The following is a 26,100-nucleotide window of genomic DNA, read 5'->3' on the forward strand; positions in this document are numbered from 1 at the left end:
GGCCAGGTGCAAACTTGTCGCCCTGGCACCAAAAAAGGGCGGATTCCGTCGATTGAACGGAATCCGCCCCTAGGCGACAAGTTTGCACCTGTCCCCAAGTTGTCGGCCCCAAGTTGTCAGACGGTGACCTCGGGCATGAGCTCCTCGCTCATCACCGAGAGCATCTCCTCGAACTTTGCAAGGTCATCCTCGGAGAAACGCTCCTTGATGCGCGTCATGACATCGTGGATGTAATGCGAGCTGATGCTGTAGTAGTCGAGGTACTTCTGGGTCGGACGCAGATGGTATTCGCGGCCGTCGCTTTCCGATTGGACCTTCTCCACATAACCCTTGCGGATCAGGCTGCCGATCTTATACGCCGCGTTCGAGGATGAGATGCGCATGAAGTCGGCGAACTCGTGCACGGTGGGCGAACCCAACGCGTGAATCGCCTCCATCGCGAACGCCTCCACCGTGGTGAGACTCGCCTCGCGGTTTTGGAACCGGGCGAACGTCTCCTGGTAGAAGTGGAGTTTGAACTTGTCGTACACGCTCTCGAACATCTCTTCCAACTTTTGATGATCCTCGGCGGCACTCATCTGAGCGCCCCCGCTACTGGTTGTCGGCGGAACCGAGCGCGAGCGTCAGCGTCGCGCTGCAGGCCACCTTACCGTCCACGCGGGCCTCGGCATCCACAAATGCGAACGAGCCGCGCACGCGGGTGATGCGGCTCTCGAGCTCGAGTACGTCGCCGGGACGCACCTGGGCGCGGAACTTGGCGTCCTTGATGGCGGCGAAGAAGCCGAGCTTGCCGCGGTTCTCGGGCAGCGACAGCATGGCCACGGCGGCAACCTGGGCGAGCGCCTCGACGATCAGCACGCCGGGCAGCACGTGGTACTGCGGGAAGTGACCGCAGAACACCGGGCTCATGTTGCTCACGCACAGGCGGCCGCGGGCCCAGGAGCCCTCCTCGCCGTCCTCGATGCGGTCGACGAGCGCGAACGGATAGCGGTGCGGCAGGATCTCGGCGATCTGATTCGAATCAAGCTGCATGGTGTTCTCCTAACCCTTCCACGCCTTGAGCAGCACGCAGGCGTTGTGGCCACCGAAACCGAGCGAGTTGGACAGCGCGTACTCGACGTCGGCCGCACGTCCCTCGTTGGGCACGCAATCCAGATCGCACGCCGGGTCGGGCTCGACGTAACCGATGGTCGGAGGCAGGAACTGGTCACGCAGCGAAAGCGCGGTGAAGATGGCCTCGACCGCACCGGCGGCGCCCAGCATGTGGCCGGTCATGGACTTGGTGGACGAGACGGCCATGTCGTAGGCGTGCTCACCGAAGACCGTCTTGATGGCCGCGGTCTCGCCCTTGTCGTTCAGGGGCGTGGAGGTGCCGTGCGCGTTGATGTAGCCCACGGCCTCGGGCGCGACGTCACCGGCATCGGCGAGCGCCTGGGCCATGGCGCGGGCACCGCCCTCGCCGTCGGGCGCGGGCGCCGTGATGTGGTACGCATCGCAGGTCACGCCGTAGCCGACGACCTCGGCGATGATGTCGGCGCCGCGAGCCTGAGCGTGCTCGAGCTCCTCGAGCACGAGCATGCCGGCGCCCTCGCCCATCACGAAACCGCTGCGGCGGGCGTCGAAGGGCACGGAGGCAGCCTGGGGATCGTCACCCACGTGCAGGGCGCGCATGGTGGTGAAGCCGCCGATGGACAGCGGGGTGATGGCGGCCTCGGTGCCGCCGGTGAGCATGATGTCGGCATAGCCGTCGCGGATGTGGCGGAACGCGTCGCCCACGGCGTTGGAGCCGCCGGCGCACGCGGTGACCGGGCAGGTGCACATGCCCTTGAAGCCGAACTCGATGGCGACCTCGCCGGCAGCCATGTTGGAGATGCCCATGGGGATGTAGAAGGGCGAGCAGCGGTCGAAGCCGCGCTTGAGGCAGCTTGTCTGCTGCGTCTCGGTCTCGCGGACGCCGCCGATACCGGAGGACACGATCACACCGGCGCGGGTGAGGTCCTCGGCCTCGAGGTCAAGGCCGCTCTGGGCGATGGCCTCGCGGGCGGACACGATCGCGAACTGCGTGAAGCGGGACTTGTGCTTGGCCTCGGGCGCGCTGAAGTGGTCCTTGGGCTCGAAACCCTTGACCTCGGCGGCGAGCTTGACCTTCTGGGCGCTCGCGTCGAACTGCGTGATGGTGTCGATACCGAGCTTGCCGGCGCGGGCGGCATCCCAGCTCTCGGTCGCGGTGTTGCCGATGGGCGTCAACGCGCCCACGCCGGTGATGACGACTCTGCGTTTGGACATAGTGTTCATCCTTTCAAAGGAGGGCGGGAACAAAGGAACAAGCGGAAAAATAGGGACAGTCCCTATTTTCCCAGGCAGCTGCGAAAGCGGCTAGCTGGCGAGGCGAGGTGCCCCGAAAGAGGAGCGCCGCGTGCTTAAGGCACGCAAGCGACGAATGAGGGGCAGATCGCCCGCCAGATAGCCGCGGCTACATGGCCATGCCGCCGTCGACGGCCAGCACCTGCCCGGTGATGTAGGCGGCCTCGTCGGACACCAGGAAGGCGACGGCATGGGCCACATCCTCGGGCTTGCCGGCGCGAGCCGCCGGGATCGCGGAGCACATAGCCTGCTGTGCGGCCTCGGGCATCGCGGCGGTCATATCGGTCTCGATGTATCCGGGAGCGACGGCGTTCACGCGGATGCCGATGCTCGCGACCTCGCGGGCGATCGACTTGGTCATGCCGATGAGGCCGGCCTTGCTCGCGGCGTAGTTCGCCTGGCCGGCGTTGCCCATGATGCCGACGACGCTCGCCATGTTCACGATCGCGCCGCTCTTGGCGCGCATCATCGGGCGCAGCACGGCCTTGGTCATGAGGAACGCACCCTTGAGGTTCGTGGCGATCACCGCATCGAAGTCCTCCTCGCTCATGCGGGCGGCCAGCTTGTCGCGGGTGATGCCGGCATTGTTGACGAGGATGTCCACGCCGCCGAGCTCCTTGGCGGCATCGACGAGCTCCTTGGCCGCGTCGGCGCAGGTCACGTCACCCTGGACGGCACGCGCGGTCGCGCCCGTCTGCTCGACGAGCTCGACGGTCTCCTGTGCGGCGGCGGCGTTACCGGCGTAGGAGAACGCGACGTTGGCGCCGCGGCGGGCGAGCTCGAGGCAGATGGCGCGGCCGATGCCGCGGCTGCCGCCGGTGACGATGGCGGTCTTGCCGGTCAGATCCATGGGTTATCCCTCCTGGGTTTCGGTCAGCTTTTGCAGGTCGGCGACGGTCTCGACGGGCGTGCAGGAGATCTCCTTGGCGGTCTTGCGCACCAGACCGGAGAGCACCTTGCCCGGACCGATCTCGATCACGTGGTCGACACCCAGCTCGGCCAGGCGACGGATGGTGTCCTCCATGCGCACGGAGGACTGCACCTGGCGCTCGAGCAGGCTCACGATGTCGTCGTCCTCGCCCATCTCGTGACCGAGCGTGTTGAACAGCACGGGCACGCGCATCTCGCCGAGCTCCAGGCCGGAAAGGCGCTCCCGCAGGGCGTCGCCGGCGGGCTTGAGCAGCGAGGTATGGAAGGGGCCGCTCACCTTGAGCGGGATGCAGCGGCGGGCGCCGGCCTCCTTGGCGGCGGCCGCGGCGGCCTCGACGGGCACGCGGTCGCCGGCGATCACGATCTGGCCGGGACAGTTGTAGTTGGAGACCTCGACGGTCGTGCCCTCGGCGGCATCCGCGGCGGCGGCAGCCACGACGGACTCCACGGTCTCGCGGTCCAGGCCCAGAATGGAGATCATCGCCGTGTCGCGACCGGCAGCGGCGCTCGCCATGGCGGCACCGCGGAACGCCGCGAGCTCGACAGCCTTGCGGGCATCGAACACGCCGGCGGCAGCCAACGCCGAATACTCGCCGAGCGAGAGGCCGGCCACGTAATCGGGCTCGATGCCCTGCTCGCGCAGGATCGCGGTCACACCGCAGGCGAAGGCGACCATGCACGGCTGGGTGTACTCGGTCAGGCTCAGTTGATCGTCGGGACCCTCGAACATCAGGGTCTTGAGGTCGAAATCGACCGCCTCGGCGGCCTCATCGATCACCGCGGAAAACGCGGGATAGGCCTCGTACAGGTCCGCACCCATGCCCGCATGCTGCGAGCCCTGGCCGGCATACAGAAACGCGGTAGCCATTATGCGCTCAACCCCTCGATCGTGCTCTTGCAACCGGCCATCATGTCCTCGAAGATCGCGCGCAGCGGGCGGACCTCGTGCACCATGCCGGCGATCTGGCCGCACATGAAGCTACCGGTGTCCACATCGCCGTCGAGCACGGCGCGGCGCAGGGAACCGAGGGTGAGGGCCTCGAGCTCGTCGCGCTTGGTGCCCTCCTGCTCGAGCTCCAGATACTTCTTGGTCATCTTGTTCTTAAGGCAGCGGACCGGCGCGCCGGCGGGACGACCGGTCACGACGGTGTCGTTCACGCCCGCCTTGACGACCTTCTCCTTGTAGTTGGCATGGATGGGGCACTCCTCGCTCGCGAGCAGGCAGGTGCCCACCTGGACGCCGCAGGCGCCCAGCGCGAAGGCGGCCGCCATGCCGCGACCGTCGGCGATGCCGCCGGCGGCGATCACGGGCAGGTCGACGGCGTCGACAACCGCGGGAACGAGCGCCATCGTGGTCGCCTCGCCCACGTGTCCGCCGGACTCGGTGCCCTCGGCGATGATGCCGTCGATGTCCAGGCGCGCGAGGCGCTTGGCGAGAATCGGGGCGGCGACCACCGGGAAGATGCGGATGCCGGCCTCCTTCCAGGCGGCGACGTACTTGGCGGGGTTGCCGGCACCGGTGGTGACAACCTTCACGCCCTCCTCGACGACCACGCGGGCGCAATCATCGATGTTGGGGTTCATGAGCATGAGGTTCACGCCGAAGGGCTTGTCGGTGAGCTCCTTGGCGCGGCGGATCTGCGCGCGCAGGCTCTCGCCGTCCAGGCCGCCGCCGGCCACGAGGCCGAGCGCACCGGCGTTGGAGCAGGCGGCGGCGAACTCGCCGGTGGCGATGTTGGCCATACCGCCCTGGATGATGGGGAACTCGGTCCCCAGGATCTCGTTCAGCTTCTTCATATCTTCATGTCCTTTCTCAAGCGACAAGATGGTGCCAGGTACAAAGTTGTCGGATGACAAGTTGGCGACAAGTTTGTACCTGGCACCAACTTGTCGCTGCACGTCTCTAGGCGAATTCGGCCAGGACGCCGGCCCAGGTGAGGCCCGCACCGAAGCCGGCCATGAGCACCCGGTTTCCCGAGGTGATCTTGCCGGCGCGCACGAGCTCGTCGAGCAGGATGGGCACGCTGCCGGCCGAGGTGTTACCGGTGTGGTCGATGTTCCCCTCGCACTTGACCGGATCGAGCCCCAGCTTCTTGACCGCGAAGTCGACGATGCGCTTGTTGGCCTGGTGGTACACGAAGCGATCGACCTCGTCCGCCGAGACCTGTGCCGCCGTGAGCACCTCGGTGGTGCAGCGCGGCATGACCTCGGTGGCGAAGCGGAAGACCGCGCGGCCATCCATATGCAGATACGACGGCTCATCGCAGCCCACGCCGGGGGCGACGAGCGACGAGTCGTCGCCGCGCGACCCCCAGACGGCATGCAGCTCGGGGTAGCCCTCGCGGCACTCGAGCACCGCGGCGCCCGCGCCGTCGCCGAACAGCACGCAGGTGGTACGGTCCTCGAAATCCATCACGCGCGAGAGCGTGTCGGCACCGACCACGAGCGCATAGGGGCGCGTGGCGCCGGGAAGCAGGCACTCGGCCACATGCAGGCCGTACACGAAGCCGGCGCAGGCGGCGTTGAGGTCCAGGCACAGCGTGTCCTCGGGCATGCCCAGATCCGCCTGCAGCAGACAGGCGGCCGACGGCGTGCAGGTGTCGGCCGTGAAGGTCGCGACGAGGCACACACCGACCTGCTCGGGTGCGATCCCGGCGGCGTCGAGCGAACGAGCCGCGGCATCGCGCACCAGGCTGCGATGGCTCTCCCCCGCCCGCGTATCGCAATAGCAGCGCGAGCGGATGCCCGTGCGGGTGGAGATCCACTCGTCGGAGGTATCCACGATCTTGGCCATGTCGTCGTTGGTCATAACACGGCTCGGAAGCGCCGAACCGGTCCCGACGATCTTGACGCCCCTCATCGGCGGCCTCGCTTCACGGCCGTGGAGCCCATGGCGCGGAACTTCCGGTAGCGGTCGTTGGCGAGCGCGGTCGGGCTCATCTTGGACAGCGCCTCGAGCTCACGCGTGAGCTGCGTGTCCAAGATCTGGAACAGGGCGGCGGGATTCTCGTGCGCCCCGCCGGCGGGCTCGGGGATGATGCCGTCGATGACACCGAGCTCGAGCAGGTCGTCGGCGGTGAGCTTCATGACCTCGCACGCCTCGTCGGCGCGGCTCGAATCCTTCCACAGGATGCTCGCGAAGCCCTCGGGCGACAGCACGGAGTACACGGCGTTCTCGAGCATGATGACGCGGTTGCCCACGGCGAGCGCCAGCGCGCCGCCGCTGCCGCCCTCGCCGCAGATCACGCAGATCACGGGGACGGTGAGCGAGCTCATGAGCTCGATGGATCGGGCGATCGCCTCGCCCTGGCCGTGCTCCTCGGCCTCGAGGCCGGGATAGGCGCCGGAGGTGTCGACGAAGGTGAAGATGGGACGGCCGAACTTCTCGGCGGCGCGCATGATGCGCTGTGCCTTGCGGTAACCCTCGGGCGAGGCCATACCGAAGTTGCACGCGACGCGCTCCTCGATATCGGACCCCTTGCGGTTGCCCAGCACGGTCACCGGGCGGCCGTGGAACAGGGCGATGCCGCCCATGATGCTCGGGTCGTCCTTGGACGAAAGGTCGCCGCGCTGCTCGAAGAAGTCGGTGAACAGGGCGTCGACGATCTCGGCCACGCCGGGGCGCCCGGGACGACGCGCGATCGCGACGCGCTGAGCGGCCGTGAGGACGTCCACGGTTGCAGGCAGGTTATCCGACATGCTCGGCACCTCCCTTTCCATGAAGCATGAGAAGACGGATCAACGTGGAGCGCATACGGGCGCGCGGCACGACGGCGTCGATGAAGCCGTGCTCGAGCTGAAACTCGGCGCTCTGGAAGCCCTCGGGAAGCTTCTCGCCGATCGTCTGCTCGATGACGCGCGGACCCGCGAAACCCACGAGTGCGCCGGGCTCGGCCAGATGGATGTCGCCCAGGCTCGCGAAGCTCGCGGTCACGCCGCCGGTCGTAGGGTTGGTGAACACCGAGATGTACAGCCCTCCCTTATCGGAGAAGCGCTGGATGGCAGCGGAGGTCTTGGCCATCTGCATGAGCGAGATGATGCCCTCCTGCATGCGCGCACCACCGCTGGCGGAAAACACGATGAGCGGCAGGTGCTGTTTGGTCGCGCGCTCGACGAGGCGCGTCAAGCGCTCGCCGACGACGGCGCCCATGCTCGCCATGAGGAAACGCGTGTCGAGCGCCGCGATCGCGACGCGCACGCCGCCGATCTTGGCGATGGCGGTCACGATGGCGTCGTTGCCATGCGTCTTGGCGCGCAGCTGCGCGAGCTTGTCGGTATAACCCGGGAAGTCGAGCGGATCGTTGGAAACCAGCGCCGAATCCAGCTCGCGGAACTGCCCGTCGTCGGCGATCATCGCGATGCGGTCGCGCGCCGGCACGGCGAAATGATGACCGCAGTAGGGACACACGAGCTGGTTGGATGCCAGGTCGTCATCGTTCAAGACGCGCTCGCAATGCGGACAGGTCTTCTCCTCGACGGTCGGTGCGGTGCCCTGCTGGCGCATCTTCTTGAGGGCGAGCAGCCTATTGCGGCGCTCGGCGAGGATACCGGCCATGCGTTACGCCTCCTTCGCAGGTTCGTCGGCGGCGTTCGTCCAGGCAAGCAGCGTGTCCATATTCTCATCGATGAACGACGTGTTATAGCTTGCGCGGATGAAGCCGGGATGGTACATGATCTGATGGAGGATGTCGATGTTGGTCGTGGGACCGTCGATCAAGAACTCCTCGAGGCAGCGGCGCATGCGGCGCAGCGCCTCCAAACGCGTCGGCGCCCAGACGATGAGCTTGGCGGCAAGCGAGTCGTAATAGGGAGGCAGCTCGCAGCCGGCGTATAGGCCGGTGTCCACACGCACGCCGTAGCCGCCGGGGATGTGGACGAAGTCGACCATGCCCGGCGAGGGCATGAAGCCGTGCGCGGGGTCCTCGGCGTTGATGCGGCACTCGATCGCATGCCCACGCAGCTGGATGTCGTCCTGCGTGAACGACAGGGTGAGGCCGGAGGCCACACGCAGCTGCTCACGTACCAGGTCGATGCCCGTCACGCACTCGGTGATGGGATGCTCCACCTGGATACGGGTGTTCATCTCGATGAAGTAGAACTCACCGGAGGGATCGAGCACGAACTCGATGGTGCCGGCGTTGACGTACCCGGCGGCGCGTGCCGCGGCCACCGCGGCGTCGCCCATGCGCTGGCGAAGCTCGGGCGTGAGCACGCGGGCGGGCGTCTCCTCGATCATCTTCTGACCGCGACGCTGGATGGAGCAGTCGCGCTCGCCGAGCTGGACGACGTTGCCCTGCGCATCGGCCATGATCTGAAACTCGATATGATGCGGGTTGAGCACGAGTTTCTCGAGGTACATCTCGTCATCGTTGAAGCAGGCGCGGGCCTCGGCGCGGGCCTCCTCGAACAGGTCCTCGAACTGCTCGGGATCGAACACCTTGCGCATACCGCGGCCGCCACCGCCTGCGGCGGCCTTGATGAGCACCGGGTAGCCGATCTCGTCGGCGATGCGCTTGGCGTCGGCGACGTCCTTCACGGAACCGTCGGAACCGGGAACGACCGGCACGCCGGCGCTCTTCATGAGCTCGCGCGCGGCGGCCTTATTGCCCATCGTGCGGATCACGTCGCCGGACGGACCGATCCAGGTGATGCCGTTCTTCTCGCATTCATCGGCGAACTCGGCGTTCTCGGACAAAAAGCCGTAGCCCGGGTGGATGGCGTCGCAGTGGGCGGCCTTCGCGACGGTGAGGATGGCATCGGTGTTGAGGTAGCTTTGCGCGGAGGACGCCGGGCCGATGCAGTACGCATGCTCGGCGAGCTGCACGTGCAGCGCCTCGCGGTCGGCCTCGGAGTAGACGACCACCGGCTCGATATCGAGCTCGCGGCAGGCGCGGAACACGCGGACGGCGATCTCCCCGCGGTTGGCGATCAGGATACGCTTGAACATGACGTCACGCTTCCTTAGAACTTAGGCTTCGTGGTAGCGGATCAGCGGAGCGCCGAACGACACGAGCTCGCCGTCGGCGGCCATGATCTCATCGATCACGCAATCGCACGGAGCGGTGACCTCGCTCATCATCTTCATGGCCTCGAGCAGGCAGACGGTGTCGCCCTTCTTGACGTGGTCGCCGGGCTGGACGTAGGGGTCCTTGTCGGGCGACGGGGCGACGTAGAAGGTGCCCACGAGCGGGGCGGTGATGCAGGGGCCGTCGGCCGCAGGGGCCTCGTCGGCAACCGGCTCGGCCGCAGGCACGGCGGGTGCGGCAGCGGCGGGCGCGGCGGGAACCGCCACGGGGGCGACCGCGGGCGCAGGAGCGCCGGCGGGCATCGGCGGCACGGGGACGCAGCCGGGCTTCTCGAGCTCGATGGTGGTGTCGCCGCTCGTGACCTTCATGCGGCCGATGCCGCTCGCATCGAAGCGGCCCATGAGATCGAGGATGTCCTGAGTCTTCATAGCCATAGGTATGACCTCCAAGGTATTCGAATTGACAAGTTGGGGCCAGGTTCAATCTTGTCGCGTGACAAGATTGAACCCGTCCCCAACTTGTCACTCGGCACATAAAGAGAAGCCGGGCAGGACGCGCGGCCCTGCCCGGCTGTCGGCTCGGATACGTTACTGAGCCTTGTTCTCCAGGTAGTCAGCCAGGTCGCCGACGGTCTTGAACTGATCGAGCTCGGCGTCGTCGATCTCGCAGTCGAAGGCCTCCTCGAGCGCCATGACGAGCTCCATGGCGGCCAGGGAGTCGGCGCCGAGATCCTCCTCGAGCTTGGCCTCGCGGGTGACCTTCTCAAGGTCGCAACCGACGGTCTCGGAGATAACCTCGCGCATCTTCTCGAAATCCATGACAGCTCCTTTCCCGGCGTGCGCACACGCCCTTCGGCCGATGCTGTGGTGTCGTGCATCGGAGTTCGGCGCAACCGGTCGGCACGCCTTCCCGTAAAACTAGCTAAAGCATTTTAGTTAAAAGTTTTGAGATGTTGACGACGTAACATCTCTTCGCAGGAACTGCACAAACGGCAAAATGGCAGTTCGTTATAGCAATGAGACAGGTTCGACCGACAAGGTGGGGCCGGCAGGACAAATGGGGCCGGGTTCAAACTTGTCGCCTGGCAAGTTTGAACCCGGCCCCACCTTTTCGGCCAGATCGAACCTAGCCTCAACTTGTCACGCTACTCGGTGCGCAAAGCGGTGACGGGGTCCTTCTTGGCGGCCATGCGGCTCGGCGCAAGGCCGGCGATCAGCGAGAGCACGACCGAGATCGCCACGAGGACCGCTCCGGCGCCCGCGGGCACGGCGGCCAGGTCGCGCACGCCCGACACCTGCTCGATGATCATGTTGGCGGGAATGTCGAGCAGCACGGTCACGAGGATGCCGAGCACGCCGGAGACGAATCCGATGATGAAGGTCTCCGCCGTGAAGATGCGGCTCACGTCGCGCTTGCTCGCGCCGATGGAGCGCAGGATACCGATCTCCTTGGTGCGCTCGAGCACGCTGATATAGGTGATGATGCCGATCATGATGGAGCTCACCACGAGCGAGATCGCCACGAACGAGATGAGGATGTAGGTGAGCGAGTTCACGATATCGGTCACGCTCGACATCATGGTGCCCACGATATCGGTGTACTGGATCTCGGTCCCCTCACCATCGGCTCTGATTTGGGCGTTGTAATCGTCGATGAGCCCGTCGATGTACTCCTTGGCCTCGAAATCGATCGGGTAGATGCTGATGGAGTACGGGTCGTCGAGGTCGGCGACGCCGAGTTTTTCGAGGTTGCCCTCGTAGGTCGCATTATCGGTCTGGTTCGACAGCTGCCGCGAAAACGCGCTGGCGATCGCCTCGTCGCTCATGCCCTCATCGCGCAGCTCGTCGATGTAGGCGCGGAGCTCGTCGCCCTGGGAGGCGGGCATCTGCTCGATCATGGCGTCGATAGCATCCATGTCGAGCTCGACCTCGGTATCGTCGGGAAACGTCACGCCGGTGAAGATGTCGACCGACGGGTTGTCGCGCTGCGCCGCCACGGCCGCGCTCGCATCGACCTCGCCGATCAGATGCTCCATGAGTTCGGGAGTATACAGGACCGCACCCCAGTTGCTCCCGACCTCGTTGTCCTCGCTCGGCCGCACGATGCCCACGACGCGGATCTCGTCGGCATCGTCGACCACCTCGCGCATGTAAGCGGTATCCTCGCTCATATCCTGCCAGACACCCTCGTCGTCCTCGGCGTATTTGGAGCTCTCGGGCACGATCTTGAACGTGAGGTCGAGCAGGTCGTCATAGGTGTAGGAGGTCTTCTCGTGTGCTTCGACCTTCTCGCCCGCCAGCACGTCGCTCATCATACCGCGCAGCTCATCTTGGTCGAGCAGGCCGAGCGCGTACAGCGTGTAGTCCGAGATCCGGTCGTTTTTATCCACGTAGACCACGACCTCGTTCCAGCTCTCCGGCATGCGCCCCGCCACGACGTCGTAGTCGCGCTCCCACGTCTCCTTGTTGGCGAGCAGCGGCGTCCACACATCGTAGGCCGACCCGCTGCCGCCCGACATGCTCGAGAGCATCTCGGTCTGGGTCGAACCGCTCATCGAGAAGCCGAGCGCGTCCATGACGGTCGCGGGGTTGACCTGCACCACGCCATCGCTCGTATCGGACTTGAACACATTGAGCGGCGAGTCGTAGGAGTACTGGATATCCGTCACATAGTCCTGGATGTCGCCGGGGTTGCCGTCGAGCCATGCCTTGATGGCCTCCATGTCGTTTTCGGTCGCCCCGTTGGCCACGCCCGACACCATGTCGGTCACGAGGTCCTTGGATTCCACCTCGCCGGAGGTGTTCGCCGAGCTCACCTCGTCGCTCGTCCCCATCATGGCGGTCATCATGCTCGCCATGTCCATGGAGGTCTGCTGGATGGTCAGCGGATAGCTCCCCATCGTGGACTCCTCGGTGTCTGCGATGTAGTTTTGCGCGCCATCGGACAGTGACAGGATGAGGGCGATACCGATAATGCCGATCGAGCCGGCGAAGGCCGTGAGGAGGGTGCGGCCTTTCTTGGTCATGAGGTTGTTGAAGGACAGGCCGATCGCAGACAGATAGCTCATGCCGCGCTTGCCCTTGCGGACGTCGGCGACCGCATGCTGCTGGATCTGCTCGGCGGACAGACGCTCGCGCTCCGGATCGACGGGGTCGGTGTCGCTCGTGATCAAGCCATCCTGGATGCGCACGATGCGATCGGAATACGCTTCGGCGAGCTGCGGGTTGTGCGTGACCATGATGACCAGGCGATCGCGCGACAGACGCTTGAGGATCTCCATGACCTCGACGGAGGTATCGGTGTCGAGGGCACCGGTCGGTTCGTCGGCCAAGATGATCTCGGGATCGTTGACGATGGCGCGGGCGATGGCGACGCGCTGCATCTGGCCGCCCGAGAGCTGGTTGGGCTTCTTGTGGATATGGTCGGCGAGTCCGACCTGCGCCAGCGCCTCCTCGGCACGGCGGCGGCGCTCGGACGCGGGTGCGCCCGAGAGCAGCAACGCCATCTCGACATTCGCGATGACGCTCTGGTGCGGAATGAGGTTGTAACTTTGGAACACGAAGCCCACCGAATGGTTGCGGTAGGTGTCCCAATCGCGGTCCAGATAGCTTTTCGTGGAGCGGCCGTTGATCACCAGGTCGCCGCGTGTGTACTGGTCAAGGCCGCCGATGATGTTGAGCAGCGTGGTCTTGCCGCAACCCGATTGGCCGAGGATGCTGACGAACTCCCGGTCGCGGAAGGTGACGGATATACCCTTGAGCGCATGGACGACGGTATCGCCCGACGGATAATCCTTGGTGATGCCTTTGAGTTCGAGCACGGACGCCTTCTTCTGTATCGCCGGCGCGCACGATGCGCGCGAATCGTTTCCAATGAGCCTATCCTACCCGTTCGGGACGGCGCAATACGACATGCCTTCGTTTACGGTTCGGTTTTATGGTGCCCCGTCAAGTAGACCGAATCTGCGCGCTTCGTCTACCTGCTGGTTTCTCGCGCCGAAAGGCTTGTCTACTCGGCACCCCCTTCCAAAACCGAACCGTAAACGGCAGGTCGTATCCCGTCGGCCCGTCGACATGCGGACGGCACGAGAAAACCGCAGGTCGCCGCTGATTGTGTGCAGCGCCGATGGCGATGGCGCACGATCAGACCCGCGTAACCCCGGTCGCTATACTAGATGACACCCGAAAACCGAGGAGCACCATGTCACCTGCGCCCGACACCAGGCATACCGACAACAAACATCCGCGCAGGCAGGCGAGCCGACCTGCCGCCGCACCGAAGCCGAGCAAAAACGACCGCGGCGACGGTCCCTGTCCCGTCATGCGCTCCTGCGGCGGCTGCACTTGGCTGGGCCTTCCCTACCACAAGCAGCTCTCACGCAAACAGCAGGCAGTCGAGGAGCTGTTCGCGCCGCTCATCTCCCGTCACCGCTGGGACACGGTCATCGAACCCGTATACGGCATGGGCGGATGCGCCGGGGACGGCCCACTCCCCCGACCGACCGGCTTTCGGTATAAGGCCGTGACGCCGTTTTCGCCCGGTCGCCACGGGGCGGTCCGCTGCGGATTCTTCGCACGGGGAACGCATAGCATCGTACCGATCTCCGACTGCCTGGTGGAGACCCCGGGAGCACGCCGCATCCTGAACGAGGTGGCCGCGTGCGCCGAGCGGTTACGCATCCCCGCCTACGATGAGGATCGGGGATGCGGACTGTTGCGCTACGCGGTGCTGCGCCTTGGGTGGAAACGCGACGAGGGCATCCTCACCCTGGTGACCGCGCAGCGCGAAATCCCACGGTTCCGCGCGCTGCTCGGCGAGCTCAGGCGTATCGACCCGCGCATCACCACGATCGCCCAGAACATCAACGGCCGGACGACCAACGCGATCCTGGGCAGCACGACCACGGTGCTCGCAGGTCCCAAACGCATGCGCGACGAGCTGCTGGGGTGCACGTTCGAGATCTCGCCGACGGCGTTCTACCAGACCAACCCCGCTCAGACCGAGACCCTCTACCGTCTCGCCATCGACGGCATGGCCCTGCAGGATGGAGACACGCTGCTCGACGCCTATTGCGGCAGCGGAACGATCGGGCTGTGCGCCGTGCGCGACGCGGCGGCGAACAGCCTCGATGTCCATCTGCTCGGCGTCGAGCGCAATGCGGCGGGTATCGCCGACGCGCAGCGCAACGCCCGTATCAACGATCTTCAGGATCGCAGCGACTTCATCGCGGAGGATGCCACCGCGTACCTGAAGCGCGCGGCATCGCGGGGGGCGCGCATCGATATCGTGTCCATGGATCCGCCGCGCGCGGGCTCGACTCCGCAGTTCATCGACGCCGTATGCTCCATCGGCCCGCGTCGGGTCGTCTATGTGAGCTGCAACCCCGTCACGCAGGTGCGCGACCTCGATCGCTTCGCCGCCTGCGGCTACCGGCTCAGGAGCCTGGCACCCGTCGACATGTTCCCCCACACCGACCACATCGAGACGGTCGCGGTGCTCGAACGCTAACCCATCCGAGCCTTCGAGCGGGACGGGATGTCGACCGATCAGTCCTCGTAATCCGCCAGGTCGGCAAGCTCGGTGAGGTTGCAGATCCCCGCGTCGTCGAGCGCCTGCAAAAACGTGCGGCGGTCGCGGTTCATGATCAGCTCTTCGGGGAAATCGATCGACTCGAGCATGCCCATGGCATGATGGAAGCGCCCGATCGTCGGCGCGACGTGGGCGTCCGTCGACACGACGATGCCCACGCCCAGCTCGGCGCAGCGCTGCGCGATGTTCGAGCATACGCTATGGAACCATCCGCGCGAATCGATCTCGAGGCTGTGCTCGTTGATCTCGATGCACTTGCCCTTCTCGCGCGCGACGGCGAGCACCTCGTCGTAATCGAACGGCACGCCCGAGCGACCGGTATGACCGAGGATGAACACATGCGGGTTCTCGAGGGCGCGCACGTACATGTTCGTGGTGCGTGCGATCGGCGCGCCCTTGGTGAACTCGCCGTTGTGCACGCTCGCGATCAGGTAGTCCAAGCTCCCCGTCACGCGATCGAACAGACTGCCGTCGGCGGCGTAACGCCGACCGACGATGGTGTCGGGCACATCGATATCCTGCCCGAACAGATCGCCGTCGAGCGAGACGATATCGACCTCGGCTCCACGCAGAAGCACGACGCCGTCCCAAACGCGCGGCCAGGCGGTCTGGTTGAGGAAATACTGGAAGTTGCGCAGATGCTGCTCGGGAAAGAGCATCTCGCTGAAATGGTCGGTCGAGCCGAGCAGCTCGACGCCCATCTCGCGGCAGGCGGCGATGTTCTCGGCGATCGTGGAATACGCGTGGCGCGAGAACAGGGTATGCGTATGGACGTCGCACGCGATCTGATACGACATGGGCGAACCTCCCCGTTAAGAAAACCCTTCGATATCGACGGCGCCGGCGATGCGCTGCGAACTTGACCGTGTTATACCCGATACTCGTCGGCAAGCTGCTTCCATGCGGGCAAAGATCGCTCGATCACCCGGTAATCGATGCAATATCCCAAGCGGAACCAGCCGGGGACCCCGAAGCTGTTCGACGGGACCGGCAGCAGCTCATGGGCCTTCGCACGCTCGCAAAACGCCTCGGCATCGTCCTCGAGTGCCTTGACCCACAGGTAAAAGGCGCCATCGGGCTCGACATAGGTGTAGCCGTACTCGGTGAGCGCCGAGCAGAGCAGCTCGCGGTTGCGCGCGTAGGCCGCCACGTCGGACGGCTCGTCGACGCAGTCGGCCACGACGCGCTGGAACAGCGCCGGGGCGCACACGAAACCGAGCGCGCGGGCGGCACCGGCGACGGCGGCCATCACGCGCGGGGCGAGCGGCATCGCGTTGGGCACGAGCACCCAACCGACACGTTCGCCGGGCAGCGACAGCGATTTGGAATACGAATAGCACACGATCGTGTGCTCGTAGATCGACGGCACCCAAGGGACCTCGGCGCCGTAGACGATCTCGCGGTACGGCTCGTCCGAGATCAAAAAGATGGGCTGCTCACGCGTTTCGTTCGCCGCGCGCAGCACGTCCGCGAGGGCGCCGAGCGTCTCGCGCGTATAGACGGCCCCGGTCGGGTTGTTGGGCGAATCGATGATCACCGCCGCGGTACGCGGTGTGATGGCCGCCGCGATGGCATCGGCGTCGATCTGGAACGCTTCTTGGTCGGCGAGCACCTCGACGCAGGTCGCCTGGGCGTTCTCGATCCAGACCGCATACTCGGGAAAATACGGGGCGATCACGATCACCTCGTCGCCGGGCGTGGTCACGGCATGCAACGACATGGACACCGAGGCCGCCGCGCCGACGGTCATGAACACATCGGCCATCGTATAGGCGGTGCCGAAGCGGCGGTTGAGCGACTCCGCGACCGCCGTGCGCACCTCGGGCAGGCCGGGCGCGGGCGTGTAGCCGTGGAGCTGGTCGGACGGCAGCTCGAGGGAGCGCTCGATGGAGGCGCGCACGGCCTGCGGTGCGGGAACGCTCGGATTTCCCAGGGAGTAGTCGAACACGTTCTCGGCGCCGATCTGCGCCTTGCGCTCCAGCCCGTAGGAAAAGATCTCGCGGATAACCGAGCTCTCGGCGCCGCGGGCATACATCGTCTCGTTGATCATGATTGCCTCCCTTGTACCGTTTGAGTCATTGTACTCGCCTTCGGTAAGGCGTCGGCAAGCAAGGCGTGCCGTTTCGGCATGGTAACAAGCGCCGCGGGCGCGCCCGGGCGCGGTCCCGACAGGTTTGCACCCGGCAGCACCCTATCGCGAGGGGGCCTTGGGGCGCTACCCCCGTTTACGGTTCGGTTTCGACGGGACCCGCCGGGTAAACGCGAAAGCCGCGACCTCTCTACCTGCATCTTTGCCGGACCGAACGACCCTTCTACTCGGATCACCACTCCAAAACCGAACCGTAAACGGGTTAGATGGAACATGTCCCCAATCACTCCAGGAGGTTCTGAGCGAGGGGGGGGCAGCCCGCCTCGTTGCGAATGGGTTGGAGGGAACACGTCTCCATCCGACCCATCCTTCACCGCCCCGCATAAAACCGAACCGTAAACGAGAAACCGGGCTGGAAGCCCGTGCTCCAGCCCGGTTTTCTGCACACCCTAGCAACCATAACGGGGTGGGCGCATTGTCAGACGCGCCACATCACGCATCCTCGGCGGCGATGGCCTCCTGCGCATAAGCAGCAGCTTCGGCCGCAATCTCATCGTCGGACATCTTGGGCTTGGCAGCCTCGGTGGAAGCGGACTCCCCCGTCGGCGTATCGTCGCCGCGCTCGCCCGCCACGTATTCGTCCCATGTGCCGTCCAGCAGCGCCGTCACCGCGTCGCCCTCGACCGTCTCGCGCTCGAGCAGCACGTCCTTCATGAGCTCGAGCTGGTCGCGGCGCGCCTCGAGGATCTGCTTCGCACGATCGTGCGCCTCGCGCATGATGCGCTGGACCTCGGTGTCGATACGGCGTGCGGTCTCCTCGGAGTAGTCCTGGTGGTTCGCGTAGTCGCGACCCAGGAACACCTGGTGCTGAGCCTCGCCGAACACCTGCGTGCCGAGCTCATCGCTCATACCCAGACGCGTGACCATCTCGCGCGCCATCTTGGTCGCGCGCTCTAGGTCGTTGGAGGCACCGCTCGTGATGTCGGCGCACATGAGCTCCTCGGCCACGCGACCGCCCAGGAACACCGCGAGCTCGTCGAGCATCTCGTTGCGCGTCTTGAGGAAGTGGTCCTCGGTCGGCAGCTGCATGGTGTAACCGAGCGCCTGGCCGCGTGGGATGATCGTGATCTTGTGCACCGGATCGGAGTGCTCGAGCACGTGCCCCACGAGCGCGTGACCGCTTTCGTGGAAGGCGATGGTCGTGCGCTCCGTCGCCGTCATGACACGGGCCTTGCGCTCGGGGCCGGCGATGACGCGCTCCATGGATTCCTCGACCTCGGACATCGAGATCTGGGAGCGATGGCGGCGCGCCGCGAGCAGCGCCGATTCGTTGAGGAGGTTGGCCAGGTCGGCGCCGGTGAAGCCGACGGTCAGCTGCGCCAGCTTATCGAAGCGCACGTCGTCGCCGAGCGGCTTGTTGGCCGCATGGACGCGCAGGATCTGCTCGCGACCCTTGACGTCGGGGCGGTCGACGGTGATCTGACGGTCGAAACGACCCGGACGCAGCAACGCCGGATCGAGGATGTCGGGGCGGTTGGTCGCGGCGATCAAGATCACGCTCTCGGACTCCTCGAAACCGTCCATCTCGACCAGCAGCTGGTTCAGGGTCTGCTCGCGCTCGTCGTGGCCGCCGCCCAAGCCGGCACCGCGCTGACGGCCGACGGCGTCGATCTCGTCGATGAAGATGATGGAGGGCGCTTGGCTTTTGGCCTCCTTGAACAGATCGCGGACGCGCGAGGCGCCGACGCCGACGAACATCTCGACGAAGTCGGAACCCGAGATCGAGAAGAACGGCACCCCGGCCTCGCCGGCGACGGCTTTGGCGAGCAGCGTCTTACCGGTACCCGGAGGGCCCACGAGCAGGACGCCGCGGGGAATCTTGGCGCCGAGCTTACGGAAGCGCTCGGGTTCGGCCAAAAAGTCGCGGACCTCCTGCAGCTCCTCGACCGCCTCATCGATACCGGCGACATCGGAGAACTTGACCTTCGGACGGGTCGCCTCGTTCGTCTTGGCGTTGGTCTTGCCGAACTGCATCGCCTTGTTGTTGGCGCCGCTCATCTGCCGCATGAAGTACACCATGAGCGCGATGAGGGCGATTGTCGGCAGCACGCTCACCAACACGTCGGTGAGCAGGTTGGGGTTGCTGGTGTCGATGTTGTAGACCGTCTCGGGATGCGCGGCCATAAGCTCGTTGAGCGAGTCGGAGCCCACGTACTTGGTCGTGTAGGAACGACGTGCCGCATCCTGACCGATGTCCTCGGCGTCGACCCAGTACGTGCCGGACACGGTGCCGTCGGCGACCGTGAAGGTGGCCGTGGCGACGCGTCCGTCGCTCACGGCGGTCACGAACTCGCTCGACGCAAGCTCGGTCGCCCCCTGGTTGGAGCCGCCCGTGCCTCCCATGTTCCAGAACAGGTAGGCCAGCAGCATACAGGCGAGCAGGAAGTACAGCCAGGCGATGCGCGAGGGCGGACGGTGTCTGCCACCGCCCTTCCCCGACATCAGCTCATCGAACTTATCCCCGAAGGGGTCCTGGTCGTCCTGGTCGTTGCGTCCCGCAAGCAGCAGGCGCTCCTCAAGCGAATCGGTCGCGGCACCATCCTGCGAACGCACGCCGGTGTCGGCTCCGTCAAAGCGTATCGAGCGATCGGTCATCTACGAGTAAACCTCCGGTTTGAGTACCCCGATATAGGGGAGATTGCGGTAGCGTTCGGCGAAGTCCAAGCCGTAGCCGACGACGAAGTCATCCGGGCAGTGGGTTCCCACGTACTTCGGATCGACGGCGGCCTGCTTGCCCGCCACGTCCTTCCACAGGAAGGTCGCGACCTCGAGCGAGGCGGGGTGACGGCTCGAAAGGTTCTTCATGAGGTAGTTGAGGGTGAGGCCGGAATCGAGCACGTCCTCGACGATCAGCACGTCACGGCCCTTGATGTCGATGTCGAGATCCTTGATGATGCGAACGATGCCCGAGGACTTCGCCCGGTCGCCATAGCTCGAGACCGCCATGAAATCGATGGCGAGCGGCAGGTCGATGGCGCGCATGAGGTCGCCCATGAACACGACGGCACCGCGCAGCACCGCGATGAGCACCAGATCCTTCCCCTGGTAGTCGCGGGTGATCTCATCGCCCATCCGCTTGACGATGTCGGCGATGTGCTCCTGGTCGAACAGGACCCGTTCGATATCGGGATGCAGCGCTTCCATGGCAGAGACCTTTCTCTCCGACGTTCCCTGAACTCCCGGCATCACAGATGAGCTGCGGGAGCGTGAATGCTTAATTCTATCAGCAGCCTGCTTGAGGCCGTGCACTTGAACCGTTCATCCAAGCGAATACCGCCAACCCACACAACGGCACCGCCCGGCGACGTCCTCACGACCGGAACGCCCGCGCGCTCCGCCACCGGAACACGTGCCTCGCCCAGAAGGTCGGAAAGCTTCTTGGAGCGGCCGTGCATGCCCAGCGGACACATGATATCACCTGCGGCGGGAGCATCCACCCACAGGCGCGCATGCAACACCTCCGCCGGCACGCCACCGTCTTGGTCGAGCAGCGCCGGATCCGCCTCCGCGTAGCCGAGCGCCGCAGCGTCGATATACACGACGACATAGTCGGCGCGATCGGGCGACGACGCCGTCTCAGTCGGTAGCGGCTCCAGACCCTCCCGGGCGATGCGGACCGGATCGTCTCCCCGGGGAACGCGGACCAAGCGCGACTCGATCACCATCTGGTTGGCAAGCGGCATCGTCCCCGGAACCGTCAACCACCCGGCGACGAGCTGCTCGCGGGCGGCGACGGTGCGCAGGGTCAGCGTGTTGAACTCCAGGCGCGCGTCCACACCGGCTGGCAAAGTGAGCGACCCCTCCCCTCGCGCCACGCAGGCGAGCACCGCCTCGACATGGCGCATTTCCAGCCGCTCGTCAGGCGCGAGCTGCTTGTAGGCGAGCCGGACCATGCGACGGGCGATGGCGAGCTCTGAGGATGCCAGGCGTGCGGCATCGAGGACGACCAGACCGTCCTGCGAGCGACGCACGCAGGTCCGCAGGGCGCGCGCGGCGAGTTGCGCCATGAAGGCATCCTCGTCCCCGAGAATGTCGCAGGTCGCCCCGATCGCACGCTCGAGGTGCGCGTTGCGCTCGGCAGCGACGGGCACCACGCGATGGCGGATAAAGTTGCGCAGGTAGGACGTATCATCGTTCGTCTCATCCTCGCGCCATCCGATACCGGCGAGCTCGAGATAGCGGGTCAGCTCTGCATGGGTTCTGTCGATGAGCGGTCGGACGATGATGTTCCGGCGGCGCGGGATGCTCGAAAGCCCCGCCGGGCCCGAGCCTTTGATCGCATTCATGAAGAACGTCTCGGTGCGGTCGCTCGCCGTATGCGCGGTCAGGATGCGGGCCGCCGAGCGCGCAGCTCCCGTCTGCCGGCAGAGCTCCCGCACATAACGGCGGGCAGCGGCATAGCGCACCTCGCGGGCGGCCGCCTCGAGGTTCCTGCCGCCGAGATCCGAGAACGATGCGTGCTCGACACATAGCGGCAGACCGTAGCGATCGCACAGGTCCCGCACGAAGCGCTCGTCGGCATCCGACGCCGCCCCGCGCAGGTGATGATTCACGTGAAGCACGTGCAGGCGCTCGCGGGCGATGCGCGCCGCCCCCCTGCCGTCACCGATATCCAGTTTCGATGTGCAGGCCATCACGAGCAGCGCCGTCGAGTCCGCGCCGCCTGATACCATGAGCACCACCGGCGCGGCAGGTCGCGAACCATCCTCGGACGCCGGCTGGGATACCGGGAACCCGCGTTGGACGAAATGTTGTGCGACTGTGGGCATGCGACCTCCTTGAACCGTTTTATTGTAGCTATAGGAGCACCTGTGGGCTTTTCCGATCTTTCCGACAACACGCTCGGACTCCATATCCTCGGCAGTGGGTCGAAGGGCAACTGCGCTTTGGTCGAAGGCCCCGAGGGCCTCATCATGATCGACAACGGCTTTTCACGGCGCGAGGTGCTCAAGCGCATGCACGAGCTCGATCTGGACGAACATGACGTGCGAGCGCTCATCCTCACCCACGAGCACACCGACCATGTGAGCGGCATCAGCGTGTGGTGTCGCGCGTTCGATGTCGAACTGTACGCGAGCGTCGGTACACCAGAAACCCGACGCTACCTTGATGAGCTGCCGTTTTGCGAGTTTTTGCCCGGACTGAGCTTCGAAGTCGCCGGCATCTCGGTGCGCACGTTCGCGACATCGCACGACGTGGTGAATCCGGTCGGCTTTCGATTCGACTGTGCGGGAGACTCGATCGGATACGCCACCGATACCGGTGAGCTGTCCGAGGATGCGCTGGACGCTTTAGACGATGTACGTCTTCTTGCGCTTGAGAGCAACCACGATGTTCCCATGCTGCGATGCGGTCCGTACCCGCGCTACCTGCAGGATCGCATTCTTTCCTCGCGCGGCCACCTTTCGAACGCACAAGCTGCCGACGCCGCGACACGAGTCGTCGGCCCGCATACCGAGCAGCTGGTCGCCATGCACATCTCGCAGGAAAACAACCGGCCGAGTCTGGCGGTGCGCTCCTTTGCCGCCGCGTTGGGTGCGCGCTTGGATGACGAACTTGGCAGTACCGCCACGCTCGCGCGCGACGGCAATGGTCCCGACCTGCACATTCGCGCCGCCGGTCAGAACCGCCCGATCACCATTTCCTAGCCGCGCTCGATGGGTTGGTTGGGGACGTGTTCGCTTCAACCCATTCAAATCCCTGAATGGGTTGAAGCGAACACGTCCCCAACCAACCCAAAAAGGAAGGGTCCGAGGTGAAACCCCGAACCCTTCCCATGCTTCGTATGCGCTGGTAAAACTAGTCGATCGAAATCTTGGTAACGTTCTTCTTCTCGACGATCTTGGGGACGGTGACGGTCAGGATGCCGTCGGCGTAGCGGGCGGACAAGCCCTCGGAAGCAGCGTCCTTCAGATACACGCCGCGGGTTGCGCTGTAGGAGGTGAACTCCTTCTGCAGGTAGTTCTTATCCTTGTCCTCCTCCTTCTCCTCAACCTTGACCGAGATGGAAAGACGACCCTCGTTGAGCTCGACATCGATGTCGTCCTTGCTCACGCCGGTAAGGTACGCCTTGATCTCGTAGCCATCTCCGGTGTCCTCGACGTCGATCGGGAACGCCTTGCTCGACAGCGGGGTGGACGCGAGATCCATCATGTCATCGAACGCATCGAACAGCGACGTTGCAGGACGAAGACCGAAAACCGAACGATAAGGAACCATGCTTGCCATATCTATCACTCCCTCGTGATATGCCGCGCTCCCCTCTTTGGGGTGCGAGGACTTCTTTGGTCGCCTATCGTTATTCCCTCGCCCCGTGAATCTAAACGTCATTGCGCAATCTTTTTAAGCGTCACAGTATCATCAAATCTAAGTGTGTATGACTGAGATTACTGCATCCTTAGGCCTATCTTCCGATGTGACACATATGGATAGATTGTCCGAAACGGGGCGGTATATCCACGATTTCTTAAATCGTGGCACACGACGGAAGACCGTACGTACAATACAGGTGTCGGCAGACTCCACCGGATTCCACGAACGGACGGCCACAAGCCTATGACCTCTCACTTGGAAGATTTCGATATCCCCGTGAACGCGAACCGCCCGCAGGAGCAGGTCGACGCGAACCCCGGCTCGCCTGCCACGACCCAAAACTCCCCTATCGTCGACCCCGACAGCACGGCGTCGGGGGCGCGGCAACCGTTTGTCCCTCGCTCGCATCGCCCCCGCAAACACATGGGAACCGCAACCAGCGATCCGGACTACCTGCCACCGGTGACGCACGGCGTCTCAGTGCGGGAACAGGGACCGTCGGTCCAACCCGCCCGACAGCACCATGGGCAACCGGTCAACTACGCCCGCTACCTTGAGGTGCCCAAATCGAAGAGCGTCATCTTCACCCGGCGCGAGCGCGCTCAACGCCGGACCCATCTGCTGATCGCACTTGCCGTCGCGGTTATCATCCTCATCGTGCTCCTCTGGCTGTTCGTGCTCCGTTGATACACGGCGCGACGACGATCCCCCTTGATACGGGGAGGGGCCATCCGAACGAACGGATGGCCCCTCTTTCATATCGGTGTGTGCGATGTCGCTAGCTCAGCAGTTTGCGACCGCTCTCCTCGATCGCATCGAGCTGAGCATCGGCCGCGGCGGCGTCCGCGCCCTTGGCGAAGATGTAGAGCTTGATCTTGGGCTCCGTGCCGGACGGACGGACGATCGCCTTGTCGCCGCCGGCCAGATCGAATTCGATCACATTGGCCTTAGGCAGTCCGTTCACGCCGGTTTCGTAATCCACAACCGCCTCGACCTTCGCACCGGCGATCTCGGCCGGTGCGGTCGCACGCAGGTCGGCCATGATACCGGCCATCTTAGCGGCACCGTCCGCACCGGGATAGGACAGCGAGATGGTGCGGTTGTGGTAGTAGCCGTACTTCTCGTACAGGGCACGCATCGCCTGAACGAGATTGATACCCTGCAGCTTGTAGTACTGCGCCATCTGGCAGATGAGCATCGAGGCGTTGACGGCATCCTTGTCGCGCACATGGTCGCCGGACAGGTAGCCGTAGCTCTCCTCGAAGCCGAAGATGAAGCGATCGACCTCGCCGGCGTCGGACAGGCCGGTGATGATGTCGCCGATGTACTTGAAGCCGGTCAGGCAACGGCGGAGCTCGAAGCCGTACTCCTCTGCCAGCGCATCGACCATGGCGGAGGACACGATGGTGGTGACGGCGACCTTGCGGGACAGGTCCTCACCGCGGGCGGCGCGCATCTTGCAGATGTAATCGAGCAGCAAAACGCCCATCTCGTTACCGGTCAGCAGCGTGTAATCGTCGCCGTCGGCGCAGGCGACGCCCACACGGTCGGCATCCGGGTCGGTCGCCAGCAGCAGGTCGGGCTTGACCTCCTGGCACAGGTCGATACCCTTCTGCATGGCCTCGCGGATCTCGGGGTTCGGATACGGGCACGTCGGAAAGTCACCATCGGGGTCCTTCTGCTCGGGCACGATCGTGATGTCGGTGATGCCGACCTTGTTGAGCACCGTGGTGACCGGGATGAGGCCGGTACCGTTGAGCGGCGTGTACACGAGCTTGAGCGGAGCCTCGGCGACCTGCTCGGGCGTGAGGTTGCTCACGGACTTGTCCACGACCGCGTCATAGTACGCATCGAGGACCGAGTCATCGATCCATTTGACGAGTCCCTGCTCGACCGCCTCGTCGAAATCCATCGTCTTGACGTCGGTGAAGGGATCGGTCGCCTCCATAGCGGCGGAGATGGCGGCCGCAGCCTCGCTGGTGATCTGGCATCCATCCGGACCGTAGGCCTTGTAGCCGTTGTAGGGCGCGGGATTGTGCGACGCGGTCATGCAGATGCCACCGGAGCACTTGAGGTAACGCGTCGCCCAAGAAAGGGTGGGCACCGGGGAGATCTTGGGATACACGTAGGCCACGACGCCGTTGGCGGCGAGGATCGCCGCGGTGGTCTTGACGAACAGCTCGCCCTTGTTGCGGCTGTCGCGTGCGATGGCGACCGTGGGGTTCTCGAACGTGGCGTTGAGGTAGTTGGCGAAACCCTGCGTGGCGCGTCCGACCGTGTAGATGTTCATGCGGTTGGTTCCCGCGCCGATCGTTCCACGCAGACCGGCCGTGCCGAACGCCAGATCCTGGAAGAACGCGTCGGTGATCGCATCCTCATCGCCGGCGTCCTTCATCGCGGTCAGCTCGGCGAGGAGTTCTTCGTCGGTGACATTGGCAAGCCAGGTGTCGAGCAACTCATGTACGTCAACCATGTGAGGACCTTTCCCTAGGTGTATGACCAGCATATTCCCCGCATGCCCGCAGGGAGGGCTCGCAAAATGTGCGGACCCACTCGCATGGTACGCCATTTCGCTAAAGTGTGGCGTGACATACCGACCGGTGGACGATTTGGCCGGTGGATGTACCGCACGGATCGGACGGCGACTGATCATGCTGTGCGATTCAGTCTGATTCGGTCAGGTGCACATATCCACCATGACTCGATCAACTGAATCATATGGTGCGTTGT

23 protein-coding genes are annotated in these 26,100 nt (G+C 64.8%); 3 read left to right on the plus strand and 20 right to left on the minus strand.

Going from position 1 to position 26,100, the window contains the following annotated elements; translation table 11 throughout:
* Nucleotides 1-116: 116 nt before the first annotated feature.
* The 13 genes from I6E04_RS06055 to I6E04_RS09880 form a co-directional block, all read right to left on the minus strand.
* Nucleotides 117-542: a MarR family winged helix-turn-helix transcriptional regulator gene (locus I6E04_RS06055; protein ID WP_235422397.1), complete on the minus strand. Its 426-nt coding sequence runs from the start codon at nt 540-542 to the stop codon at nt 117-119.
* Nucleotides 543-591: 49 nt separating this feature from the next.
* Nucleotides 592-1,032, minus strand: a complete 441-nt coding sequence (fabZ, locus tag I6E04_RS06060; RefSeq protein WP_235422300.1) for a 3-hydroxyacyl-ACP dehydratase FabZ — start codon at nt 1,030-1,032, stop codon at nt 592-594.
* A gap of 9 nt (nt 1,033-1,041) precedes the next feature.
* The gene (gene fabF, locus I6E04_RS06065) at nt 1,042-2,286 is read right to left on the minus strand and encodes a beta-ketoacyl-ACP synthase II (RefSeq protein WP_235422301.1); all 1,245 of its coding nucleotides are present in this window, start codon (nt 2,284-2,286) and stop codon (nt 1,042-1,044) included.
* A 187-nt stretch (nt 2,287-2,473) separates the two neighbouring features.
* The gene (fabG, locus tag I6E04_RS06070; RefSeq protein WP_235422302.1) at nt 2,474-3,214 is read right to left on the minus strand and encodes a 3-oxoacyl-[acyl-carrier-protein] reductase; all 741 of its coding nucleotides are present in this window, start codon (nt 3,212-3,214) and stop codon (nt 2,474-2,476) included.
* Between the two features lie 3 nt (nt 3,215-3,217).
* Entirely contained in the window at nt 3,218-4,162 is a 945-nt protein-coding gene (fabD, locus tag I6E04_RS06075; RefSeq protein WP_235422303.1) for an ACP S-malonyltransferase, read from the minus strand.
* The gene (locus I6E04_RS06080; RefSeq protein WP_235422304.1) at nt 4,162-5,091 is read right to left on the minus strand and encodes a DUF561 domain-containing protein; all 930 of its coding nucleotides are present in this window, start codon (nt 5,089-5,091) and stop codon (nt 4,162-4,164) included. The genes fabD and I6E04_RS06080 overlap by 1 nt, the downstream gene beginning before the upstream one ends.
* Nucleotides 5,092-5,197: 106 nt before the next feature.
* Nucleotides 5,198-6,154 carry a beta-ketoacyl-ACP synthase III gene (locus I6E04_RS06085; protein WP_235422305.1) on the minus strand — a complete coding sequence of 319 codons (957 nt, stop codon included), beginning with the start codon at nt 6,152-6,154 and terminating at the stop codon, nt 5,198-5,200.
* Entirely contained in the window at nt 6,151-6,993 is an 843-nt protein-coding gene (locus I6E04_RS06090) for an acetyl-CoA carboxylase carboxyltransferase subunit alpha (RefSeq protein ID WP_235422306.1), read from the minus strand. Before I6E04_RS06090 ends, I6E04_RS06085 begins: the two co-directional genes overlap by 4 nt.
* Nucleotides 6,983-7,849, minus strand: coding sequence for an acetyl-CoA carboxylase, carboxyltransferase subunit beta (accD, locus tag I6E04_RS06095; RefSeq protein ID WP_235422307.1), 867 nt, complete (start codon nt 7,847-7,849; stop codon nt 6,983-6,985). Before accD ends, I6E04_RS06090 begins: the two co-directional genes overlap by 11 nt.
* Nucleotides 7,850-7,852: 3 nt before the next feature.
* Complete coding sequence (accC, locus tag I6E04_RS06100; protein ID WP_235422308.1) at nt 7,853-9,241, minus strand: acetyl-CoA carboxylase biotin carboxylase subunit; 1,389 nt, start codon at nt 9,239-9,241, stop codon at nt 7,853-7,855.
* Nucleotides 9,242-9,262: 21 nt separating this feature from the next.
* On the minus strand, nt 9,263-9,754 hold the full coding sequence (accB, locus tag I6E04_RS06105; protein WP_235422309.1) for an acetyl-CoA carboxylase biotin carboxyl carrier protein: 492 nt from the start codon (nt 9,752-9,754) through the stop codon (nt 9,263-9,265).
* 153 nt (nt 9,755-9,907) lie between these two features.
* Complete coding sequence (gene acpP, locus I6E04_RS06110) at nt 9,908-10,138, minus strand: acyl carrier protein (RefSeq protein ID WP_066830438.1); 231 nt, start codon at nt 10,136-10,138, stop codon at nt 9,908-9,910.
* A gap of 326 nt (nt 10,139-10,464) precedes the next feature.
* Nucleotides 10,465-13,140, minus strand: a complete 2,676-nt coding sequence (locus I6E04_RS09880; RefSeq protein WP_235422310.1) for an ABC transporter ATP-binding protein/permease — start codon at nt 13,138-13,140, stop codon at nt 10,465-10,467.
* Nucleotides 13,141-13,520: 380 nt separating this feature from the next.
* Between I6E04_RS09880 and rlmD the strand changes: the two genes are divergently transcribed.
* Complete coding sequence (rlmD, locus tag I6E04_RS06120) at nt 13,521-14,828, plus strand: 23S rRNA (uracil(1939)-C(5))-methyltransferase RlmD (RefSeq protein WP_235422311.1); 1,308 nt, start codon at nt 13,521-13,523, stop codon at nt 14,826-14,828.
* 38 nt (nt 14,829-14,866) lie between these two features.
* Here the strand turns inward: rlmD and I6E04_RS06125 are convergent, their stop codons facing one another.
* The 5 genes from I6E04_RS06125 to tilS all read right to left on the minus strand — a co-directional run bounded on the left by I6E04_RS06125 (nt 14,867) and on the right by tilS (nt 21,827).
* Nucleotides 14,867-15,706: a phosphatase gene (locus tag I6E04_RS06125; RefSeq protein ID WP_235422312.1), complete on the minus strand. Its 840-nt coding sequence runs from the start codon at nt 15,704-15,706 to the stop codon at nt 14,867-14,869.
* Between the two features lie 71 nt (nt 15,707-15,777).
* Nucleotides 15,778-16,959 carry a pyridoxal phosphate-dependent aminotransferase gene (locus tag I6E04_RS06130; protein ID WP_235422313.1) on the minus strand — a complete coding sequence of 394 codons (1,182 nt, stop codon included), beginning with the start codon at nt 16,957-16,959 and terminating at the stop codon, nt 15,778-15,780.
* A gap of 531 nt (nt 16,960-17,490) precedes the next feature.
* Complete coding sequence (ftsH, locus tag I6E04_RS06135; RefSeq protein WP_235422398.1) at nt 17,491-19,500, minus strand: ATP-dependent zinc metalloprotease FtsH; 2,010 nt, start codon at nt 19,498-19,500, stop codon at nt 17,491-17,493.
* Between the two features lie 153 nt (nt 19,501-19,653).
* Nucleotides 19,654-20,202, minus strand: a complete 549-nt coding sequence (gene hpt, locus I6E04_RS06140; RefSeq protein ID WP_235422314.1) for a hypoxanthine phosphoribosyltransferase — start codon at nt 20,200-20,202, stop codon at nt 19,654-19,656.
* Between the two features lie 41 nt (nt 20,203-20,243).
* The gene (gene tilS / locus I6E04_RS06145) at nt 20,244-21,827 is read right to left on the minus strand and encodes a tRNA lysidine(34) synthetase TilS (protein WP_235422315.1); all 1,584 of its coding nucleotides are present in this window, start codon (nt 21,825-21,827) and stop codon (nt 20,244-20,246) included.
* A gap of 42 nt (nt 21,828-21,869) precedes the next feature.
* Between tilS and I6E04_RS06150 the strand changes: the two genes are divergently transcribed.
* Nucleotides 21,870-22,706 carry an MBL fold metallo-hydrolase gene (locus I6E04_RS06150; RefSeq protein WP_235422316.1) on the plus strand — a complete coding sequence of 279 codons (837 nt, stop codon included), beginning with the start codon at nt 21,870-21,872 and terminating at the stop codon, nt 22,704-22,706.
* A 151-nt stretch (nt 22,707-22,857) separates the two neighbouring features.
* Here the strand turns inward: I6E04_RS06150 and I6E04_RS06155 are convergent, their stop codons facing one another.
* On the minus strand, nt 22,858-23,286 hold the full coding sequence (locus I6E04_RS06155; protein WP_235422317.1) for an Hsp20/alpha crystallin family protein: 429 nt from the start codon (nt 23,284-23,286) through the stop codon (nt 22,858-22,860).
* A 339-nt stretch (nt 23,287-23,625) separates the two neighbouring features.
* On the opposite strand from I6E04_RS06155, the gene I6E04_RS06160 reads away from it, so the two are divergent.
* Nucleotides 23,626-24,057 (plus strand): hypothetical protein, encoded by a 432-nt coding sequence (locus tag I6E04_RS06160; protein ID WP_235422318.1) that lies wholly within the window; start codon nt 23,626-23,628, stop codon nt 24,055-24,057.
* 91 nt (nt 24,058-24,148) lie between these two features.
* Here I6E04_RS06160 and I6E04_RS06165 read toward each other — a convergent pair whose 3' ends face one another.
* Nucleotides 24,149-25,843, minus strand: coding sequence for a phospho-sugar mutase (locus I6E04_RS06165; protein ID WP_235422319.1), 1,695 nt, complete (start codon nt 25,841-25,843; stop codon nt 24,149-24,151).
* Nucleotides 25,844-26,100: the final 257 nt, after the last annotated feature.

This window comes from Collinsella tanakaei (assembly GCF_021531055.1).
Classification (GTDB): Bacteria; Actinomycetota; Coriobacteriia; order Coriobacteriales; family Coriobacteriaceae; genus Collinsella; species Collinsella tanakaei_B.